Genomic DNA, 18,609 nt, shown 5'->3' on the forward strand with positions numbered 1-18,609 from the left:
CCACTGGCGCGAAGGAAGGAAATCACCTGAAGAAAAAATGCGTGCTACCACGGAATAAACTTATTGATTGCGCAAACGCCGCTAAAAAACTGTACATCCTGATCGCACATCACGTTGATAGTCTGCGTCCACAACACCACGCATGCTATCAGCACGATAATCAGAATCATCCAGCGTATTTTTTTCACTCCACACTCCGTTTAAAGACCTGATATGACCAGGTTATCACGGTTATCTTAAACAAGGACTAACTGTAGCGCCATCAGGCTCTTTTCAGAATCCTGCACTTGTTTCATTACGTAAACCGGTTAGGCTAGCGTCATGATAACAATGATAAAGAGGTAATAATGCGCTTAATTATTCGTACAATTGTTGCACTGGCGATACTCTGGATTGGCCTTCTTTTAACGGGTTATGGCGTGCTGGTGGGAAGCACCGAAAACGCCGCAGGGTTAGGCATTCAATGTAAGTATTTAACAGCACAGGGAGTTAGCACGGCGCAGTATCTCCATTCGGATAGCGGGATCATTGGGTTAACCAACTGCCCGGTACTGCGTAAGACCTCCGTCGTGATTGATAATGGCTGAGTCACAGCGTTAACGACGAATAAAAAACGCCGCAAAGATGCGGCGTTTTTTTATGCTAACCGGGGTTAGAACGGATAGTCGTGGTAACCCATCTGTTCAGAAATCTTACGCGCGGCGGTATGCAGAATAGCCACGTACTCGTGCAGGCGCTCTTCCGAGAAGCGAAGCGTTGGGAAAGAGATGCTCAACCCTGCGATCACGACGCCAAAACGGTCAAACACCGGAACGCCAATACAGCGCAGCCCTTCTTCCTGCTCTTCGTTATCTTCGCCGTACCCTTGCTCACGCACCTTGTCGAGCACCGTTAATAACTCATCGGTGTTAGTAATGGTGCGTTCAGTGCTGCGTTTGTACTCCACGCCATCGAGGATCTGTTTAACTTCTTCACGATCGCGCCACGCCAGCAGAACCTTACCGATTGCCGTGCTGTAAAGCGGGTTGCGACGACCAATGCGCGAATACATACGCAGGTTATACATGGAGTCAATTTTATGGATGTAAACAATACTGTCTTCATCCAGCGCGCCCAGGTGGATAGTCTCTTTGGTCAGGCGGGAGATCTCGCGCATCTGAATATCCGCGCTACGGATCAGATCCACGTTTTGCAATGCCCGGGCACCCAGTTCAAACAGTTTCAGCGTCAGAGAATATTTTTCAGATTCGCCTTCCTGTGCAACGTAACCCAGTGATTTCATGGTTTGCAAAAAGCGGTAAACGGTGCTTTTCGACATCATCACGCGCTGTGACAACTCTGTGATACCAATTTCACGCTCTTCCCCGAGCGCCTGTAAGATGCCAAACACCTTCAGCACGGAAGAAACTGAATCTGGCTGTTTATCCAAATCCGCAATTGCCATTTACCACCTCATAGAGAGTGTTTTATAAAAATCAGAACCGGTTTTTATTATAAATTCCCGTCATGTTACCTGCAATCAATCCGCGTTTACTTCGTTACAAATCTGCGACATAAAACGGTGTTAACGATGCTAAAATAGTTACCCTGAGAATAATTTCACTCTGAGCTATTTATCCCCGATGGAAAAGAACCTTTCCGATGGCCTGCCTTTGCCCCAGCGGTATGGCGCTATCGCTACGATTATTATTGGTATCTCAATGGCCGTTCTTGACGGCGCGATTGCGAACGTTGCCCTTCCCACCATTGCCACCGATCTGCATGCTTCCCCGGCCAGTTCGATATGGATTGTTAACGCCTATCAGATTGCGATTGTGGTTTCCCTGCTCTCCTTTTCTTTTCTGGGCGATATGTTCGGCTACCGTCGGGTATATCAGTGCGGGCTGGTGGTATTTACCTTTACATCACTGCTGTGCGCCCTTTCGGACTCTCTGCATACGCTGACGCTGGCGCGCATCGCGCAAGGTTTTGGCGGCGCGGCGCTGATGAGCGTCAATACGGCGCTAATCCGCCTAATTTATCCGCACCGCCATCTGGGCCGCGGCATGGGGATAAATTCGTTTATTGTCGCGGTCTCTTCTGCCGCCGGGCCAACGATTGCAGCGGCCATTCTTTCTGTCGCCTCGTGGCAGTGGCTGTTCGCCATAAACGTGCCGCTGGGTATCGTGGCCATCTTCTTTGCCCTGCGATTTCTCCCCGCTAACGGCCCGAAAAGCACCATGCCGCGCTTTGACGTAGCAAGCGCGGTGATGAATGCGCTCACCTTTGGTCTGCTGATTACCGCCCTGAGCGGTTTTGCGCAGGGTCAATCCCTGATGCTAACCGCCGTGGAGCTTGTTGCCCTGCTGGTGACGGGCTTCTTCTTTGTTCGCCGCCAGCTTTCCCTGCCGGTGCCCTTACTGCCGGTCGATCTGCTGCGTATTCCCCTCTTTTCGCTTTCCATCTGCACCTCCGTCTGCTCATTCTGCGCCCAGATGCTGGCTCTGGTTTCTCTGCCCTTCTTCCTGCAAAGCGTGATAGGACGTTCCGAAGTGGAGACCGGGCTGCTGTTAACCCCCTGGCCGCTGGCGACGATGGTGATGGCCCCCCTGGCAGGTTATTTAATAGAACGTGTACATGCCGGTTTGTTGGGCGCGGTGGGGCTGGCCGTGATGGCAACAGGTCTTTTCGCGCTGGCGCTGCTGCCATCATCGCCAGGGGATCTGGACATCATCTGGCGCATGATCCTGTGCGGAGCCGGGTTTGGCCTGTTTCAGTCCCCCAACAACCACACCATTATTACCTCTGCACCGCGCCACCGCAGCGGAGGTGCCAGCGGCATGCTGGGGACCGCGCGTCTGCTGGGGCAAAGCACCGGTGCGGCGCTGGTTGCCCTGATGTTTAACCTTGCCGGGCAAAACGGCAACCACGTTGCGCTTCTCACCGCAGGCGCCCTTGCCACCCTTGCAGCCATCGTCAGCGGGTTGCGCGTGACCCAACCCGGCGTTCAGGCATAAAAAAAGCCGGGCGGAGTGTTCTCCTGCCCGGCTTATTTAAGCGCTTAGCGTTACTTCAGGTATTCTCCACTGCGCAGCGCTTCAATACGTTTATCCAGCGGTGGGTGAGACATAAACAGCTCGCTCAGCGACTTTGATTTGCCGTTGATGCAGAAGGCCATCATGCTGTTCGCTTCCTGCGGCTCGTAGCTGGTTTTCAGACGCTGCAGGGCGGCAATCATCTTTTCACGCCCTACCAGCTTCGCTGAACCGGCATCCGCATGGAACTCACGGTGACGGGAGAACCACATGGTGATAATGCTGGCCAGAATACCGAACACCAGTTCCAGCACCATCGATACGGCGAAGTAGATCAGCGGATTACCGTTGCTCTCTTCACCTTCATCACGGTTGCCACCCATGAAGCCAGCCGCAATCTGCGCCAGGATACGAGAGATGAAGATAACGAAGGTGTTCACCACACCCTGAATCAGGGTCATGGTCACCATGTCACCGTTGGCGATATGGCTGATTTCGTGCGCGATAACCGCTTCGGCTTCGTCACGGCTCATGTTCTGCAACAACCCGGTGCTCACGGCAACCAGCGACGCATCACGACGGGCACCCGTAGCAAACGCGTTAATATCCGGGGCATGGTAAATAGCAACCTGCGGCATCGCAATGCCTGCCTGCTTAGACTGCTGTGCCACCGTATTCATCAGCCACTGTTCCATGTCGTTACGCGGCTGTTCAATCACCTCACCGCCTACGGATTTCAGCGCCATCCACTTTGACATCAGCAGGGAAATGAAAGAGCCACCAAAACCAAACAGCAGCGCCATAATCAACAGACCCTGAACGCTGCTCGACTGAATTCCCGTCAGGCTTAGCACTAGCCCGAAAACCACCATCACCGCCAGGTTGGTGAGCAGGAAGAGCGCGATTCGCATCATAATTTTCTTTTAACCTCAGTTTAACAAAACGCACTATGCGATTACCCACATCGTATGGGTATTACGGCTATTTTCAAGCATCCGGTGGGCGTAAGTCACCAGAAAGACACAACTTTACACAATTGGAAATCAGCCTGACGGAAGGATGCAGAACAAAAAGAAACAGGCACAATTTCTTGTGCCTGTTGAGAGATTATTTTGCCGGAGCGGGCTGTACGGCAGGCTTCTCTTTTTCCAGATTCGCCAGGTCGAGCGCGATATGCACCGTCTCGTCCAGGTACGGATCCGGCTCCTGGTAATCTTTTGGCAGATCGTCCAGTTTCTTGAGCAGAGGCTTACCTTCTCGCTTGAAGCGATCGTTGATACGCGCCAGACGCGTTGCGTCGTCCTCGTTGTTCTCTTTTTCACGCTGAGCGTAGTTCAGAGAAACAATATTCCGCTTATCTTTCAGAGCATTGAAACGCGCAATGTCCTTCATGATGTACTGGAATTCCGGGTCTTTCGCGATGCGTTCATTATGCGCTTTCAGCAGCTCAGGGCCAAACTGCGTCATATCACCTGCCTTCACGAATGTCGCAGCATTGATGCTGTCCCACGGCAACGCGTTATCCTCAAACTTCTCGCCGGTTTCAGTCTCTTCAGTGCCGGTCGGCATCATGATATCCGGCGTTACGCCTTTACGCTGCGTACTGCCGCCGTTAACGCGGTAGAACTTCTGAATGGTGTACTGAACGGAGCCCAGCGCAGGCCATTCCGGACGCAGCATCTGATCGTAAATACGGTTCAGCGAGCGATACTGCTGAACAGTACCTTTGCCGAAGGTGGGCTCACCCACGATTAGCGCGCGGCCATAGTCCTGCATTGCAGCGGCAAAGATTTCAGATGCGGACGCGCTGAAGCGGTCAACCAGGACCACCAGCGGGCCTTTGTAATAGACCACACCGTCGTTATCAGCATCTTCACGAACTTTACCGTTGTTATCACGCACCTGTACAACCGGGCCAGACGGGATAAACAGCCCTGAGAGCGACACCGCTTCGGTCAGCGCACCGCCACCGTTCGTGCGCAGGTCGATGATGACGCTGCTCACGTTCTGCTTCTCAAGTTTCTGCAGCTGAACTTTTACATCGTCGGTCAGCCCCACGTAGAAGCCAGGGATATCCAGGACACCCACCTTCTCTTTACCCACGGTTTTCACCGACATTTTCACCGCGCGGTCTTCCAGACGAATACGCTCGCGGGTCAGGGTCACGATACGGGTTTTGGTGCCTTTACCGGCAGGCAGAATTTCCAGACGAACTTTGCTGCCTTTCGGACCTTTGATCAGCGCAACCACATCGTCCAGACGCCAGCCAATGACATCAACCATGCTCTGACCGGTTTGTCCTACCCCCACAATGCGATCGCCTACGCTTATCGCTTTGCTTTTGGATGCCGGGCCGCCCGCGACCATGGAGTTGATCACCGTGTAGTCATCATCCATTTGCAGTACCGCGCCAATACCTTCCAGAGACAGGCTCATCTCAGTATTGAACTGTTCGGTATTGCGTGGAGAGAGATAGTTGGTGTGCGGATCGATTTCGTGCGCAAAGGCGGTCATCGCCAGTGAGAAAACATCTTCACTGTTGGTCTGCGCCAGACGGCGAATGGCAAATTTGTAACGACGCGTCAGCGTGTCGCGGATCTCTTTTTCATCTTTGCCGGTCAGCTTGAGGCTTAGCTCATCGTATTTGACCTTTCCATCCCACAGCGCGTTCAGCTCGGCTTCGTCTTTCGGCCAGGGCGCTTTGCTGCGATCGAGATTAAAGGTGTCGTTGCCGGTGAAGTCCATTGGACGTTCCAGCACTTTCAGCGCGTACTGATAGCGTTCAAAGCGGCGCTTCTGCGACAGGTTGTAGAGATCGTAGAACAGATCCAGCTTGCCTGACCGCAGCTCATCACCCACCTCGGATTTGCGCTTAGCGAACTGCTCGACATCGCTGGCGAGCAAAACGTTATGGCTGTAATCCAGCAAGTTCAGATAGCGGTCAAAGATTTTGGCCGAAAAGGCCTGATCGAGATCGAACTGACGATAGTGCGAGCGGGTAAAGCGAGAGGTTACACGCTCGCTTACCGTCGCGTGCTGCGTCTCTTCCTTGAGTACCGGAATTTGATCAACACGCGTGATATCGTCCACTGCGAAAGCGTGACCTGTTATGGCAAACAGGCCCGCCAGCGCGGTGAGCTTAAAAAAAGTGTTCATGCCAGGCTTGGCCTCCGTTTCAGAACAACAAGTGTTCTGCGCGTACAATCATTGACATACCAGAAGTCAGCTGTACACGAACGCCATCTTTGGTGATTTCCAGTACGGTGGCGTCCATTGCGTTGTTGCCCGCTTTTACCTTCAGAGCCTGACCCACGCTCAGGGCGTTAATGTCAGAAACCGGAGTATGGCGCTGCTCTTCACGAGGCGCACGAGGGGCTTTCGCTGCTGGTTTGTCTGCACGCGGTTTGCGATCGTTATTGTCGTGACGACGAGGCGCAGGACGTGGTTTACGCTCACGACGAGGCGCTTCTTCCTGGCCGTTTGCCGCTGCGGCTTCGCGTTTTTTCGCCTGCTGTTCTGCACGTTGTGCCTGAACGCGTGCTTTGGCTTCTTCCAGCTGCTTGCGCGCGTGTTCTACGTGCTGCTCGTCCAGCTCGCCGCAAGGGTTGCCGTCGAGATCCACGCGGGTCGCGCCCGGTTTGATACCGTACAGGTAACGCCAGCTCGAAGTATAAAGACGTAAGGCAGAACGCAGCTGAGTTTTGCTGAGGTTCATTTCCCCTTCAACACGCGCTACCAGATCCTGAAAAATACCGACTTTCAGGGGACGTGCTTCACCTTCCGCGCTGAAGCACTGCGGGAAACGCTCGGCCAGAAATGCGATAACTTCTTTACTGCTATTCAACTTAGGTTGATTTTCCATGAAATTTCCTGATTACAACGGACGTTGCCAACAAGCGCAGGCATGAACAGGCGTCATTATAATGACGCTATCAGTAAATGCTACGTTATCCGTTGATTATCCTGCGACGCTCGCAAAGAATTTTTGATAATCGGTTGCAGCGAGGACGTTTTCCAGATTCGCCACCAGCTCGCGCAGCCCCTGTTCGTCCTCGGTTGTAAAGCGACTGAAGACCGTACTGTCGATATCCAGAACGCCAATAATCTGATTTTTTACCACCAGCGGCAGAACGATCTCTGAATTGCTGGCAGCATCACAGGCGATATGCCCGTCAAACGCATGAACATCTTCCACGCGCTGAACCTGATTCTCGGCCACCGCGGTACCGCATACGCCGCGCCCTACCGGAATACGCACGCAGGCCAGTTTGCCCTGAAACGGACCCAGCACCAGCGTTTCACCTTCCAGGAGATAAAAGCCAGCCCAGTTCACATCGGATAGCCGTTCGAACAGCAATGCGCTAGTATTTGCCAGAGTGGCTAAGAAGCTGGTTTCACCTGCCATCAATGCCTTAAAATCGCGGTTCAGATCCGCGTAGAATTCTGTTTTGTTCATTATTCAATCACTTAGTTGTCTTACAAAATTACCGCATAGCCTATTAAAATAAGCAATAAATGCGCTCATGCTCAAGATGAATCCGTTCATGAGTTAATATAACGTTCAACAATACTTATTTGCGCGCAGCTGATGGCCTTAAAAACAACCAAAATTACGCCGACAAAAAAGATAACTGTCCATACGGTAAGCGACGCTTTGCCTCGTGCACATTATCAGCGTTGCCCCCAGTGCGATACGCTTTTTATGTTGCCGAAGATGAAATCGCACCAAAGCGCCTTTTGTCCCCGCTGTGACGCTAAAATTCGTGACGGCCGCGACTGGTCGTTAACCCGCCTTGCCGCTATGGCCGTTACCATGCTGCTGCTGATGCCTTTCGCCTGGACCGAGCCGCTTCTGAAGCTTTACCTGCTTGGTGTGCGCATTGACGCTAACGTGCTGCAGGGTATCTGGCAGATGACGAGCCAGGGCGATCCTCTCACCGCCGCCATGGTACTGTTTTGCGTTGTCGGCGCGCCGCTGGTGCTGGTTGCAGCCATTGCCTACCTGTGGTTTGGTAACATTTTGGGAATGAACCTGCGTCCGGTATTGCTGATGCTGGAAAAGCTTAAAGAGTGGGTCATGCTGGATATCTATCTGGTGGGCGTGGGCGTGGCATCAATTAAGGTGCAGGACTATGCCTTTCTGCAGCCGGGCGTCGGGCTTTTTGCCTTTATCTGCCTGGTATTGCTCAGCATCCTGACACTGATCCACCTGAACGTTGAGCAGCTTTGGGAGCGTTTTTACCCGCAGCGCCCTGCCACCCGCCCGGATGAAAACCTCCGCGTCTGTCTGGGATGCCATTACACCGGGTTGCCCGACAAGCGTGGACGCTGCCCGCGCTGCCACATACCGTTGAGGTTACGACGCAACAACAGCCTGCAAAAATGCTGGGCGGCGCTGATTGCCTCCCTGGTGTTTCTGTTCCCGGCCAATATGCTGCCGATATCCATTATTTACGTGAACGGTGGCCGTCAGGAAGATACTATCCTCTCCGGTATTATCTCTCTTGCACACAGTAACGTTGGGGTGGCGGCCATCGTCTTTATTGCCAGTATCCTGGTTCCCTTTACCAAAGTGGTGGTGATGTTTACCCTGCTCGTCAGCATTCACTTTAAGTGTGAACAAGGTTTACGTACCCGTATTCTGCTTCTGCGATTCGTCACCTGGATTGGCCGCTGGTCAATGCTGGATCTGTTTGTGATTTCGCTGATGATGTCGCTGATCAATCGCGACCAGCTTCTTGCTTTTACTATGGGACCCGCGGCTTTTTATTTCGGCTCTGCGGTGATATTGACTATTCTTGCTGTGGAATGGCTGGATAGCCGCTTACTTTGGGATGCACATGAGTCAGGAAACCCCCGCTTCGCCGACTGAAGCGAGAATTAAAACTAAACGCCGCATTTCGCCATTCTGGTTGCTGCCCGTCATCGCCCTGATGATTGCAGGCTGGCTTATCTGGACGAGCTATGAAGATCGCGGCAGTACCGTCACCATTGATTTTCAGACCGCCGACGGCATCGTCGCCGGACGAACCCCCGTTCGTTTTCAGGGGGTCGAAGTCGGTACGGTTCAGGACATCTCCCTTGGAAAAGGGCTTAACAAGATTCAGGTGCGGGTCAGTATAAAATCTGACATGCAGGATGCCCTGCGCAGCGAAACGCAGTTCTGGCTGGTGACGCCGAAAGCCTCACTGGCCGGCGTGTCCGGGCTGGATGCGCTGGTTGGCGGCAACTACATCGGCATGATGCCGGGCAAAGGTGAACCGCAGGATCACTTTGTCGCGCTGGATACACAGCCGAAGTACCGCCTCAATAACGGCGATTTGATGATCCATCTCCAGGCACCGGATTTGGGCTCGCTGAACAGCGGCTCGCTGGTCTACTTCCGCAAGATTCCGGTTGGCCGTGTGTATGATTACAGCATCAACCCGAATAAACAGGGCGTCACCATTGATGTGCTGATCGAGCGTCGCTTCACCAATCTGGTGAAAAAAGGCAGCCGCTTCTGGAATGTCTCCGGCGTCGATGCCGACCTCAGTCTGAGCGGTGCAAAAGTGAAGCTGGAGAGTCTGGCCGCCCTGGTTAACGGTGCCATTGCCTTTGACTCCCCGGAAAACTCAAGCCCTGCCACGGCCGATGACACGTTCGGTTTATACCCGGATCTGGCGCACAGCCAGCGTGGCGTGATCGTTAAGCTCGTTCTGCCTGATGCCAAAGGGCTGAAAGCGGGGTCAACGCCGCTGATGTACCAGGGACTGCAGGTCGGCCAGCTCACCAAAATGACGCTCAATCCGGGCGGCTCGGTCACGGGCGAAATGACGGTCGATCCGAGCGTGGTCGATCTCCTGCGCGAGAAAACGCGCATCGAGATGCGCAGCCCTAAACTCTCTCTGAACGATGCCAGCCTCAGCACGCTGCTGACCGGAAATACCTTTGAACTGATCCCCGGTGAAGGTCAGCCCAGCAATAGCTTCGTCATTGCCCCGGCGGATAAAGCGCTGCTGCAAAAACCGGGCGTCGTGACGGTTACGCTCAATGCGCCTGAAAGTTACGGCATTGAGGCCGGTCAGCCGCTGATTCTGCATGGCGTACAGGTGGGTCAGGTGCTGGAGCGAACGCTCTCCGAAAATGGCGTGAGCTTCTCGGTAGCTATCGATCCGCAATACAGCAACCTCGTCCATGGCGACAGTAAGTTCGTGGTGAACAGCCGCGTCGACGTGAAGGTGGGTCTGGATGGCGTGGAGTTTCTCGGCGCCAGCGCCAGCGAATGGGTTAACGGCGGTATTCGCATTTTGCCGGGCAATAAAGGCCCCGTTCGCGACAGCTACCCGCTGTACGCCAACCTGGACAAAGCGATTGAAAACAGCCTGAGCGATATGCCAACCACGACCCTGACCTTAAGCGCCGAGACGCTGCCTGACGTTCAGGCGGGCTCCGTGGTGCTCTACCGCAAATTTGAGGTTGGGGAGGTGATCGCCGTTCGCCCGCGTGCGGACGCGTTTGATATCGAACTGCATATCAAGCCCGAGTACCGCAAGCTGCTGACCCCAAACAGCGTCTTCTGGGCCGAGGGCGGCGCGAAGGTGCAGCTTAACGGCAACGGCCTGACCGTGCAGGCCTCCCCGCTCTCGCGCGCGCTGCGCGGGGCGATCAGCTTTGATAACCTCAGCGGCGCGGGCGCGAACCTGCGTAAAGGCGATAAGCGAATTCTCTTCCCATCCGAAACTGCCGCGCGTGCCGTGGGTGGGCAGATTACCCTGCATGCGTTCGATGCCGGCAAGCTGGCGGAAGGCATGCCAATTCGCTACCTGGGCATTGATATCGGGCAGATCCAGAAGCTGACGCTCATCACCTCGCGCAACGAGGTGCAGGCCACCGCCGTGCTTTATCCGGAATATGTGCAGACCTTCGCCCGCTCGGGTTCCCGCTTCTCGGTGGTGACCCCACAGATTTCGGCCGCGGGCGTTGAGCATCTCGACACCATTCTGCAGCCTTACATCAATGTCGAGCCCGGTCAGGGCAAAGCCCGTCGTGATTTCGAGCTGCAGGAAGCTACCATTACCGACTCGCGCTACCTTGGCGGCCTGAGCATTGTAGTGGAAGTGCCGGAAGCGGGCTCGCTTGGCATCGGTACGCCGGTGCTGTTCCGCGGCATTGAGGTGGGTACGGTAACGGGCCTCACGCTCGGCACGCTCTCCGACCGCGTGATGGTGGCGCTACGCATCAGCGAGCGTTACCAGCATCTGGTGCGTAATAACTCGGTGTTCTGGCTGGCATCCGGCTATTCGCTGGACTTCGGCCTGACGGGTGGCGTGGTGAAAACCGGTACCTTCAACCAGTTCATCCGCGGCGGTATTGCCTTTGCCACCCCGCCGGGAACGCCGCTGGCGCCGAAAGCGCAGCCGGGTAAACACTTCCTGCTGCTGGAAAGCGAACCGAAAGAGTGGCGCGAATGGGGAACGGCCCTGCCGCGTTAATCTGACAGGCTCCGGTGTCAACGCACCGGAGCCTTTATGTTACACTGCGCACCTGAACTTTTCCCTGTGGTGTGCTCGTGGCTCAAAACTCCGTATTTCTTCCCGATCAATTCCTGGCGCAGATGCGCGAGGCGCTTCCCTCTCATCTGTCGTTGGACGATTTTATCGCCGCCTGCCAGCGTCCGTTACGCCGGAGCATCCGCGTTAATACGCTGAAAATCAGCGTCGAGGATTTTCTGGCGCTGGTCTCTCCGTACGGCTGGCAGCTTACGCCGGTTCCGTGGTGTGAAGAGGGATTCTGGATCGACCGCGATGACGAAGACGCGGTGCCGCTGGGAAGTACCGCAGAACATCTGAGCGGTCTGTTTTATATTCAGGAAGCGAGCTCAATGCTACCGGTTGCCGCCCTGTTCGCCGACGGCAACGCGCCTGAACGCGTGATGGATGTCGCCGCCGCGCCCGGCTCGAAAACCACGCAGATTGCCGCGCGCATGGGCAATCGCGGAGCAATCCTCGCCAACGAATTTTCCGCCAGCCGCGTGAAGGTGTTGCATGCCAATATCAGCCGCTGCGGTATTCATAATGTCGCTCTTACGCACTTCGACGGTCGCGTCTTTGGCGCCGCCCTGCCGGAAATGTTTGATGCCATCCTGCTGGACGCCCCCTGCTCCGGTGAAGGGGTAGTGCGTAAAGATCCCGATGCGTTAAAGAACTGGTCCGTGGAGAGCAATCTTGAGATCGCCGCCACGCAGCGCGAGCTGATCGACAGCGCGTTCCACGCCCTGCGCCCCGGCGGCACGCTGGTCTATTCAACGTGTACCTTAAACCGCGATGAAAACGAAGACGTCTGCCTGTGGCTGAAAGCGCAATATCCGGATGCGGTCGAGTTCCTGCCGCTTAACGATCTGTTTTCCTCGGCACAGGAGGCGGTCACGCCGGAAGGTTTCCTCCACGTGTTCCCGCAGATTTACGACTGCGAAGGGTTCTTTGTGGCGCGTCTGCGTAAAACGCAGGCGGTTGCTCCCCTGCCCGCCCCCAAATTCAAGGTCGGCAACTTCCCGTTTGCGCCGCTTAAAGGCCGCGACGTCGCGCAGCTTGAAGCCGCAGCCAGCAAGGTCGGGTTGCAGTGGGATGAGAGCATGCATCTCTGGCAGCGGGACAAAGAGGTTTGGCTTTTCCCGGCGAATATCGAGCCACTGATTGGCAAAGTGCGTTTTTCCCGAATCGGGATCCGCCTGGCGGAAGTGCATAATAAAGGCTATCGCTGGCAGCATGAGGCCGTCATCGCGCTTGCCGGACACGAGAATACCTTTGCCCTGACGCATCAGGAAGCCGAAGAGTGGTACCGTGGCCGCGATGTTTATCCTGACAGCTCGCCTTCCGCAGATGAAGTGGTGGTGACCTATCAGGGATTCCCGCTGGGGCTGGCCAAAAAGGTCGGTTCAAGACTCAAAAACAGCTATCCACGCGAACTGGTCCGGGATGGCCGACTGTTTACCGGTAACGATCGCACCGCCTGAAAAAAGCGCATTTTTTTACTGGCGATTTTGCTCTCCTTGTCTACGATCAAAAATGGATCCCCATACTGGTCATACCAGATTTTGACAACCGACCCGGAGAGCACTATGACGAAAACCAGCGTGCGTATTGGCGCTTTTGAGATCGACGACGCAGAGCTGCGCGGCGAAGCACAAGGCGATCGAACGTTAAGTATTCCCTGCAAATCCGACCCGGATTTGTGCATGCAGCTCGATGCATGGGATGCAGACACCAGCGTCCCGGCAATACTTGATGGCGAACATTCTGTCCTTTACCGTGAGCATTACGATAGTAAAGCCGATGCCTGGGTCATGCGTCTTGCCTGACCTAAAGAGAACCCGCCCGAAGGCGGGTTATTTATTACTGCAGCTGCGCCAGCGTAAAGTAACCGTCAAATACGGCCCCCGTATCAATGTAGTGCAGATTGTCAAAATCATACCTTCTGTCGACGGGCGTATGTCCGAACCAGAAATGATCCGCCCCGCTAATTCCCTGCCCTTTGCCCACCATAAACCCCATCAGGCGGTCGCGATCCCATAACACGCGCTGGGCGCTTACCGGTTTTTCCCAGCGGTATTCCTCCGCCGGGTAATCAGCATGAGCAATAACGTTCAATCCGTTCGCGCAGGTAATTTCGATAATATGCGGTAACGCACGACATGCGTTAAGTAACGAGCGCGCCCGCTGCTGCTCCTCATGCTCAAGCCGCGAAAACCACATTCCGCCATTCATTGTCCAGAGCGCAAAATCATTATTATCCAGGCTATCTATTGCCATTTGCTCATGATTGCCCCGCACTGCTCGAAACCATTTCTCATTGATGAGCTGCAATGATTTCACGCTGTCCGGACCACGATCGATCAGATCGCCAACGGAAATAAGTAAATCCTCATAAGGATTGAAATGACGGCGTTTCAGTTCCTCCATGAGCCTCTGGTAACAGCCGTGTATGTCGCTGACAACCCATACGTGACGCCACTCTCCACCTTCTATTCGCTGATACATAAGGCCTCCCTTTAACAGTATAGCCGCCGTCAAAAGCGCAAGAAGATCAGCGCAGCCCTTACAAAGTAAAACAAACGGTAAACCAAAGAGAAATAAAGATCCGCGCGCTCTTAATCCCTTTTTACTGGCTCCTTAGAATAAGGGGAGATAAAAACGAGAGGTCTTCACGTGTCTAATACACAGCTACATAACGATGTTTTCTATCCGCATCGCACGAATATTATTTCCGAGCTGGTGAACGGCAAACGCGTCCCGGGGCCAATCTGGCGGAAACGCGACTACCGACTGAAGTTCCTTTTACGTTCCCTGCTCTTTTGGTCTTCCACCCACCGTATGCTGGAAGCCCTCTCTGGCCGTGACGATTTCGACAAACTGCTGACATCGCAAATTACGTTGCCCAGCAAGACCCATCGGCAATACCTGATGCGTGGTCTGACGGCAAACGATCGCGCCGACGCTATCGTTAACCATTACTACTGGATCGATCGCCTGAAGGAGAGCCGTCTTGCCCAGGCTATGACCGGCGCGCAGGAACAACCTATCGCGCAGTTCCATGTCAAAGACGGCATGACCTACACGATTAATGCGTCCTCAGCTGGCAAAGCCGAGCGTGAAGGTGAGAGTACGCTCTGGCTGCGCGACAACGAGGATACGCTTCTGGCCAGCCTGACCTTTAGCGTCGCCCGCAGCAATGGCCAGCCCGTTATGGTCATTGGCGGACTTCAGGGCCCCCGTCGCTGCGTGTCACGAGATGCCATTAAACTGGCAACTCGCGCCTGCCATGGCCTGTTTCCCAAGCGCGTGCTGATGGAGGTACTTTTCCAGCTGGCAGCGCAGTCCTCTGTTCGGGCCATTTTTGCCGTCAGCGATGAGGGACACGTTTTCCGCGCGCTGCGCTATCGCCTCAGCAAAGGCCGTCATTTCCACGCCAGCTATGACGAATTCTGGGATTCTTTGGGTGGGAAAAAACTTTCCGCCTTCTGCTGGCAGCTGCCGCTGCAGATGGAGCGCAAATCCCTCGACGAGATAGCCAGTAAAAAACGCGCTGAATACCGTCGTCGCTTTGAACTGCTTGATGAAATTGAGGCGTCCGTTAAGTCCCATTTCTAATCGCGACAAGCGTTTTCGCTCTCAGCACAGAGAATGCACTCGGTTTGAGAAAGGAATGATAAAGCAGAGCACTCTTGCATATGCCAGGGGTGCTCAGTTAGCATTGCGCGAAATGAAAATAGCGAATGCGTTGGAAAAGCGCAGTGTAGACGCAAATTTAAGGACTTTAATGATGATTTACGACTGCTTCTTGTATTACGATGAAGATATGCTTCTTGATATCAGGCTGAATACGCTAGCGGACGTTATTGATCGGTTCGTTATCGTTGAGTCAACGCATACCTTTACCGGCAAAAAGCGGCAGCTTAACTTTGACATAAATACGGTCCTTTTAAAGATAAAATTATTTATGTTGTGCATGATGAAACACCTCTCATGAAAGCCTCTGACGGCGGCGATCAGCATCAGGACGGTCTGGTGGTGGATGCATGGGCGAATGAAGCCGCGCAGAGAAATGCCATCATGCAGGGCCTCAAAAGTGCTAAATATGATGATTTGATTTTAATTTCCGATGTGGACGAGATTTTTTCACCACAGGTTATCGGCTCTATCAACGCGAATAAACTCTGCACAACGCTTTATCAAAACTTTTATAATTATCAGTTTAATCTGCAGGTTTTTAATACAGATAACACCCCAAGAAAATGTAAACTGCCGAGAGCCACAAAATATAAAAACCTCGTTCATTTTTTTGGCGGCGAGCCTGAGTCGTTCAGAAATCTTAAACGCACCAGAAGCGTCAAAAACTGGTCCTGGCTCAAATGGAACTGGTTCAAACTTAACAATCGCATCATTGAAAATAGTGTCTGGCATTTCTCATGGGTTATGACCCCTGAACGCATATCAGAAAAAATGTCCACCATCTCCCACACGGAATACGATCTGCCTGAGTTCAATAACCCGGAACATATCATGAAGGTGATAAAAAACGCCGAAGATATCTGGGGACGAGACAGGAAGTTAATCAGGCAAGAGCTGTCGGCAGACAGTTTCCCCGAGTATATCGTTAACAACAAAGATAAATTCAGGGAATTCATTATTTAACTATCAGGCCGGGCCTTTACTTCACCGACGAAGATTCCACAGCGATCGCCAGGACACAATTTTTTAACAAAGATGCCAAAAAACCCTGGACGTACGCGGTCCTGAGTATGTTATGGTTTAGTCAGGATAGGGAACTGTCCAGCCATTCTCGGGGTTTTCGGTCCATAACCGAAGAAACCTTTTGAGAAACATAGAGATAAAAAGAGACCGAATACGATTCCTGTATTCGGTCCAGGGAAATGGCTCTTGGGAGAGAGCCGTGCGCTAAAAGTTGGCATTAATGCAGGCTAAGTCGCCTTGCCTTTTAAGAATAGATGACGACGCCAGGTTTTCCAGTCCACAGCAAAAGTGGCCTGAAAAAAAGCGTCAGAGCATCATTAAAAGTGAAAAACCGCAGTGCTTTGGCGAGCATCTGCGGTTTTTTTATTGGAAACCTGAACGTCAGCAGAGCTTGTCAGCGCGCTCGATAAACGGTGCCAGGCTCATCTTCTGCCCCGGGTTGGCCGGGTCATCAATCTGAATCACGCTGACTGGCTGACCGCTGCTCTTGCCGCTGGCGACCTGCTGCTCAGCGGTATCGTTGAGCGGGTACTGGACCAGCGTGCTCGGGTTGATCGCATACAGCGCATGGCCCGGACGGCAGGTCAGCATCACCTCTTCGCGATTAAAGGCCCATTTGTCTTTGCCCACTTCAAAGCGGCTTACGGTGATTACCTGCGGTGCCGCCAGAGCGCTTCCCGCGCAGGCCAGCAATAAGAGAGAAAGTACTGTCTTTTTCATTTAATAGTTAACCTTGTCAGAAGGGTTCCCAGGTAGCAAACAGACTGACCGTTGCCAGAACCAGCGCGCCCAGCACCACCTCTGCCTGTGTCATCCTGATAAACATCTGTTGTGCGCGCCCGGAATCCGGACGGAACCGTGGCACCAGAAAATACCGATTTGCCAGCGCAATTGCCACCATCAACGCCACGAGAGCACATTTGAACAACAAAAACTGCACGTAGCCAGCCTGCCAGGGAATATGGATGCCCAGAATCAACAGCGCATTCACTACGCCGGTAAGCAGCACGCCTGCGACGGCATAATGCCCCACGCGCGAGAAACGCATCATGGTATAGATGGCCGCGTTCTGCCAGCGTCCTTTCGCCAGACGCATGCAAAACAGCAGCGGCAGCAATCCACCCACCCAGGTTGCGGCACACAGCAGGTGAACAGCATGATTGATTCGCTGTATCGCCCCCATCGGGCCGTCGCTCATCGCCGCGTGCCCTACACCTGCCAGCAGGATAAGCTGGCCCATGGCGAGCAGCAGCAGGCGCGAGCCTTTCAGCGGCGCGAGCCACGCGACGACAACGGTGATGGCAGCGAGGATAATTTGCCACAACCAGACGCCACCAAACCGCGTTCCCAGCACGCTGTTCCAGATTTGCGGGTTAAACACATCGCCCCAGCCGTTGCCCATTAAGCCGCCCTGAAGCATAAACATCAGGATCGCAGCGGTCAGGCTGACGATGGATGCCACTCTCTGCTGGAGCTGGAAACGCCGGGCCATCAGGCGGTGCAGCCCGGAAGGCGCAAACCAGACGCTGTAAAGCGCGTTGCCAAAAACGAGCATTAGCGCCGCAAAATGGATAAAGCGCAATCCTACGTATAACAGTCCCAGCATGCTATTTCACGCTGAAGCGATAGCTGCCTTTGGTTTTATGGCCGTCGACGGAAACCACGTGCCAGTCCACCCGGTAAGCCCCCGGCGCCAGCGTCTGTTCCAGCGGAACGGTCAGCTGTGCTTTGTTCTTTTCGTCTCGCGTGGCGGTACCGGTTTTGATCACCTGATTTTGCGCATCCGTCACCACGACGCCGCTAAATCCGGGCTCGATACCTTCGGAGAAATTCAGCGTCAGCACCTGCGGTGACGCCACCTGGCTGTCCGCTGCCGGGCTCTGCTGCTCAAGATGCGCATGCGCCAGCACGGAGGGTGAGATTACCGTTGAGGCCAAAAAAACCAGTGCGCATACCGCGCGGGAAGCGGATAAACCCATCACAATCATTCCTTTTTGTTATGTCTGTATGCTAAAGAATAACGCTGTATAATAAACGAGTCGAGGATCATCCCGCTCTGCTTGTTATCGTCGCGCAATCGCGGTAACGTTGCCGCCGCAAAATAAGGAGAAGGTAATGAAGATTAATCTGGCCGCCCTTCCTCAGGACGAGATGGATAAAGTGAATGTCGATCTCGCTGCCGCTGGCGTCGCCTTTAAAGAGCGTTACAACATGCCCGTCGTGGCTGAAGTGGTGGAGCGAGAACAGCCCGCCCATCTGCGTGACTGGTTTCGCGAAAGGTTAATTGCCCACCGTCTCGCCTCGGTCAACCTCTCCCGCTTGCCGTACGAGCCGAAAGTTAAATAAGCTTAACGACTCGTTAC

At 54.0% G+C, this 18,609-nt stretch carries 20 protein-coding genes; 10 read left to right on the top strand and 10 right to left on the bottom strand.

The genetic code is table 11. The annotated features are described in order from the left end of the window. Positions 1–44 precede the first annotated feature (44 nt). On the bottom strand, positions 45–188 hold the full coding sequence (gene mgrB / locus IB212_RS13270; RefSeq protein ID WP_041909478.1) for a PhoP/PhoQ regulator MgrB: 144 nt from the start codon (positions 186–188) through the stop codon (positions 45–47). Between the two features lie 159 nt (positions 189–347). Between mgrB and IB212_RS13275 the strand changes: the two genes are divergently transcribed. Then, the gene (locus tag IB212_RS13275; RefSeq protein WP_041909477.1) at positions 348–587 is read left to right on the top strand and encodes a YobH family protein; all 240 of its coding nucleotides are present in this window, start codon (positions 348–350) and stop codon (positions 585–587) included. 65 nt (positions 588–652) lie between these two features. Here the strand turns inward: IB212_RS13275 and kdgR are convergent, their stop codons facing one another. Continuing rightward, positions 653–1,444 (bottom strand): DNA-binding transcriptional regulator KdgR, encoded by a 792-nt coding sequence (kdgR, locus tag IB212_RS13280; protein WP_014884288.1) that lies wholly within the window; start codon positions 1,442–1,444, stop codon positions 653–655. A gap of 178 nt (positions 1,445–1,622) precedes the next feature. On the opposite strand from kdgR, the gene IB212_RS13285 reads away from it, so the two are divergent. After that, on the top strand, positions 1,623–2,996 hold the full coding sequence (locus IB212_RS13285) for an MFS transporter (protein WP_041909476.1): 1,374 nt from the start codon (positions 1,623–1,625) through the stop codon (positions 2,994–2,996). A 50-nt stretch (positions 2,997–3,046) separates the two neighbouring features. Here IB212_RS13285 and htpX read toward each other — a convergent pair whose 3' ends face one another. The 4 genes from htpX to IB212_RS13305 all read right to left on the bottom strand — a co-directional run bounded on the left by htpX (position 3,047) and on the right by IB212_RS13305 (position 7,470). Next, positions 3,047–3,928, bottom strand: a complete 882-nt coding sequence (gene htpX / locus IB212_RS13290; RefSeq protein ID WP_010432647.1) for a protease HtpX — start codon at positions 3,926–3,928, stop codon at positions 3,047–3,049. A 193-nt stretch (positions 3,929–4,121) separates the two neighbouring features. Further along, positions 4,122–6,170, bottom strand: coding sequence for a carboxy terminal-processing peptidase (gene prc, locus IB212_RS13295; protein WP_028013542.1), 2,049 nt, complete (start codon positions 6,168–6,170; stop codon positions 4,122–4,124). A 19-nt stretch (positions 6,171–6,189) separates the two neighbouring features. Next, positions 6,190–6,876 carry an RNA chaperone ProQ gene (gene proQ / locus IB212_RS13300; protein WP_028013543.1) on the bottom strand — a complete coding sequence of 229 codons (687 nt, stop codon included), beginning with the start codon at positions 6,874–6,876 and terminating at the stop codon, positions 6,190–6,192. Between the two features lie 96 nt (positions 6,877–6,972). Beyond that, a complete protein-coding gene (locus IB212_RS13305; RefSeq protein ID WP_008500476.1) occupies positions 6,973–7,470 on the bottom strand; it encodes a GAF domain-containing protein in 498 nt (165 codons plus the stop codon). 132 nt (positions 7,471–7,602) lie between these two features. Between IB212_RS13305 and yebS the strand changes: the two genes are divergently transcribed. The 4 genes from yebS (at position 7,603) to IB212_RS13325 (ending at position 13,353) form a co-directional block, all read left to right on the top strand. Further along, a complete protein-coding gene (yebS, locus tag IB212_RS13310; protein WP_041909475.1) occupies positions 7,603–8,886 on the top strand; it encodes a membrane integrity lipid transport subunit YebS in 1,284 nt (427 codons plus the stop codon). Then, entirely contained in the window at positions 8,855–11,488 is a 2,634-nt protein-coding gene (locus tag IB212_RS13315) for a PqiB family protein (protein WP_045630782.1), read from the top strand. The genes yebS and IB212_RS13315 overlap by 32 nt, the downstream gene beginning before the upstream one ends. 71 nt (positions 11,489–11,559) lie before the next feature. Beyond that, positions 11,560–13,008 carry a 16S rRNA (cytosine(1407)-C(5))-methyltransferase RsmF gene (rsmF, locus tag IB212_RS13320; RefSeq protein WP_204376005.1) on the top strand — a complete coding sequence of 483 codons (1,449 nt, stop codon included), beginning with the start codon at positions 11,560–11,562 and terminating at the stop codon, positions 13,006–13,008. A 105-nt stretch (positions 13,009–13,113) separates the two neighbouring features. Continuing rightward, complete coding sequence (locus tag IB212_RS13325; RefSeq protein WP_041909472.1) at positions 13,114–13,353, top strand: YebV family protein; 240 nt, start codon at positions 13,114–13,116, stop codon at positions 13,351–13,353. A 34-nt stretch (positions 13,354–13,387) separates the two neighbouring features. Here IB212_RS13325 and pphA read toward each other — a convergent pair whose 3' ends face one another. After that, entirely contained in the window at positions 13,388–14,032 is a 645-nt protein-coding gene (gene pphA, locus IB212_RS13330) for a protein-serine/threonine phosphatase (RefSeq protein WP_041909471.1), read from the bottom strand. A 168-nt stretch (positions 14,033–14,200) separates the two neighbouring features. On the opposite strand from pphA, the gene IB212_RS13335 reads away from it, so the two are divergent. From IB212_RS13335 to IB212_RS13345, 3 genes are all read left to right on the top strand, one after another. Then, entirely contained in the window at positions 14,201–15,142 is a 942-nt protein-coding gene (locus IB212_RS13335) for a VirK/YbjX family protein (RefSeq protein WP_041909470.1), read from the top strand. Positions 15,143–15,350: 208 nt separating this feature from the next. Beyond that, positions 15,351–15,521 carry a hypothetical protein gene (locus IB212_RS13340; RefSeq protein WP_395756337.1) on the top strand — a complete coding sequence of 57 codons (171 nt, stop codon included), beginning with the start codon at positions 15,351–15,353 and terminating at the stop codon, positions 15,519–15,521. After that, positions 15,518–16,186 carry a benzoate transporter gene (locus IB212_RS13345; RefSeq protein WP_369797261.1) on the top strand — a complete coding sequence of 223 codons (669 nt, stop codon included), beginning with the start codon at positions 15,518–15,520 and terminating at the stop codon, positions 16,184–16,186. Before IB212_RS13340 ends, IB212_RS13345 begins: the two co-directional genes overlap by 4 nt. Before the next feature lie 441 nt (positions 16,187–16,627). On the opposite strand, the gene IB212_RS13350 is transcribed toward IB212_RS13345, so the two are convergent. Genes IB212_RS13350 through yobA form a run of 3 tightly spaced genes read right to left on the bottom strand, consistent with a single transcriptional unit; the run spans position 16,628 to position 18,225 of the window. After that, complete coding sequence (locus IB212_RS13350; protein WP_028013604.1) at positions 16,628–16,966, bottom strand: YebY family protein; 339 nt, start codon at positions 16,964–16,966, stop codon at positions 16,628–16,630. Positions 16,967–16,982: 16 nt separating this feature from the next. Next, on the bottom strand, positions 16,983–17,852 hold the full coding sequence (gene copD / locus IB212_RS13355) for a copper homeostasis membrane protein CopD (RefSeq protein ID WP_041909468.1): 870 nt from the start codon (positions 17,850–17,852) through the stop codon (positions 16,983–16,985). Position 17,853: 1 nt separating this feature from the next. Next, entirely contained in the window at positions 17,854–18,225 is a 372-nt protein-coding gene (gene yobA / locus IB212_RS13360; RefSeq protein ID WP_041909466.1) for a CopC domain-containing protein YobA, read from the bottom strand. Between the two features lie 136 nt (positions 18,226–18,361). Between yobA and IB212_RS13365 the strand changes: the two genes are divergently transcribed. Further along, positions 18,362–18,592, top strand: a complete 231-nt coding sequence (locus tag IB212_RS13365) for a DNA polymerase III subunit theta (protein WP_008500465.1) — start codon at positions 18,362–18,364, stop codon at positions 18,590–18,592. Positions 18,593–18,609 lie beyond the last annotated feature (17 nt).

This window comes from Enterobacter sp. E12 (assembly GCF_014596715.2).
In the GTDB taxonomy this organism is placed as follows: domain Bacteria; phylum Pseudomonadota; class Gammaproteobacteria; order Enterobacterales; family Enterobacteriaceae; genus Enterobacter; species Enterobacter bugandensis.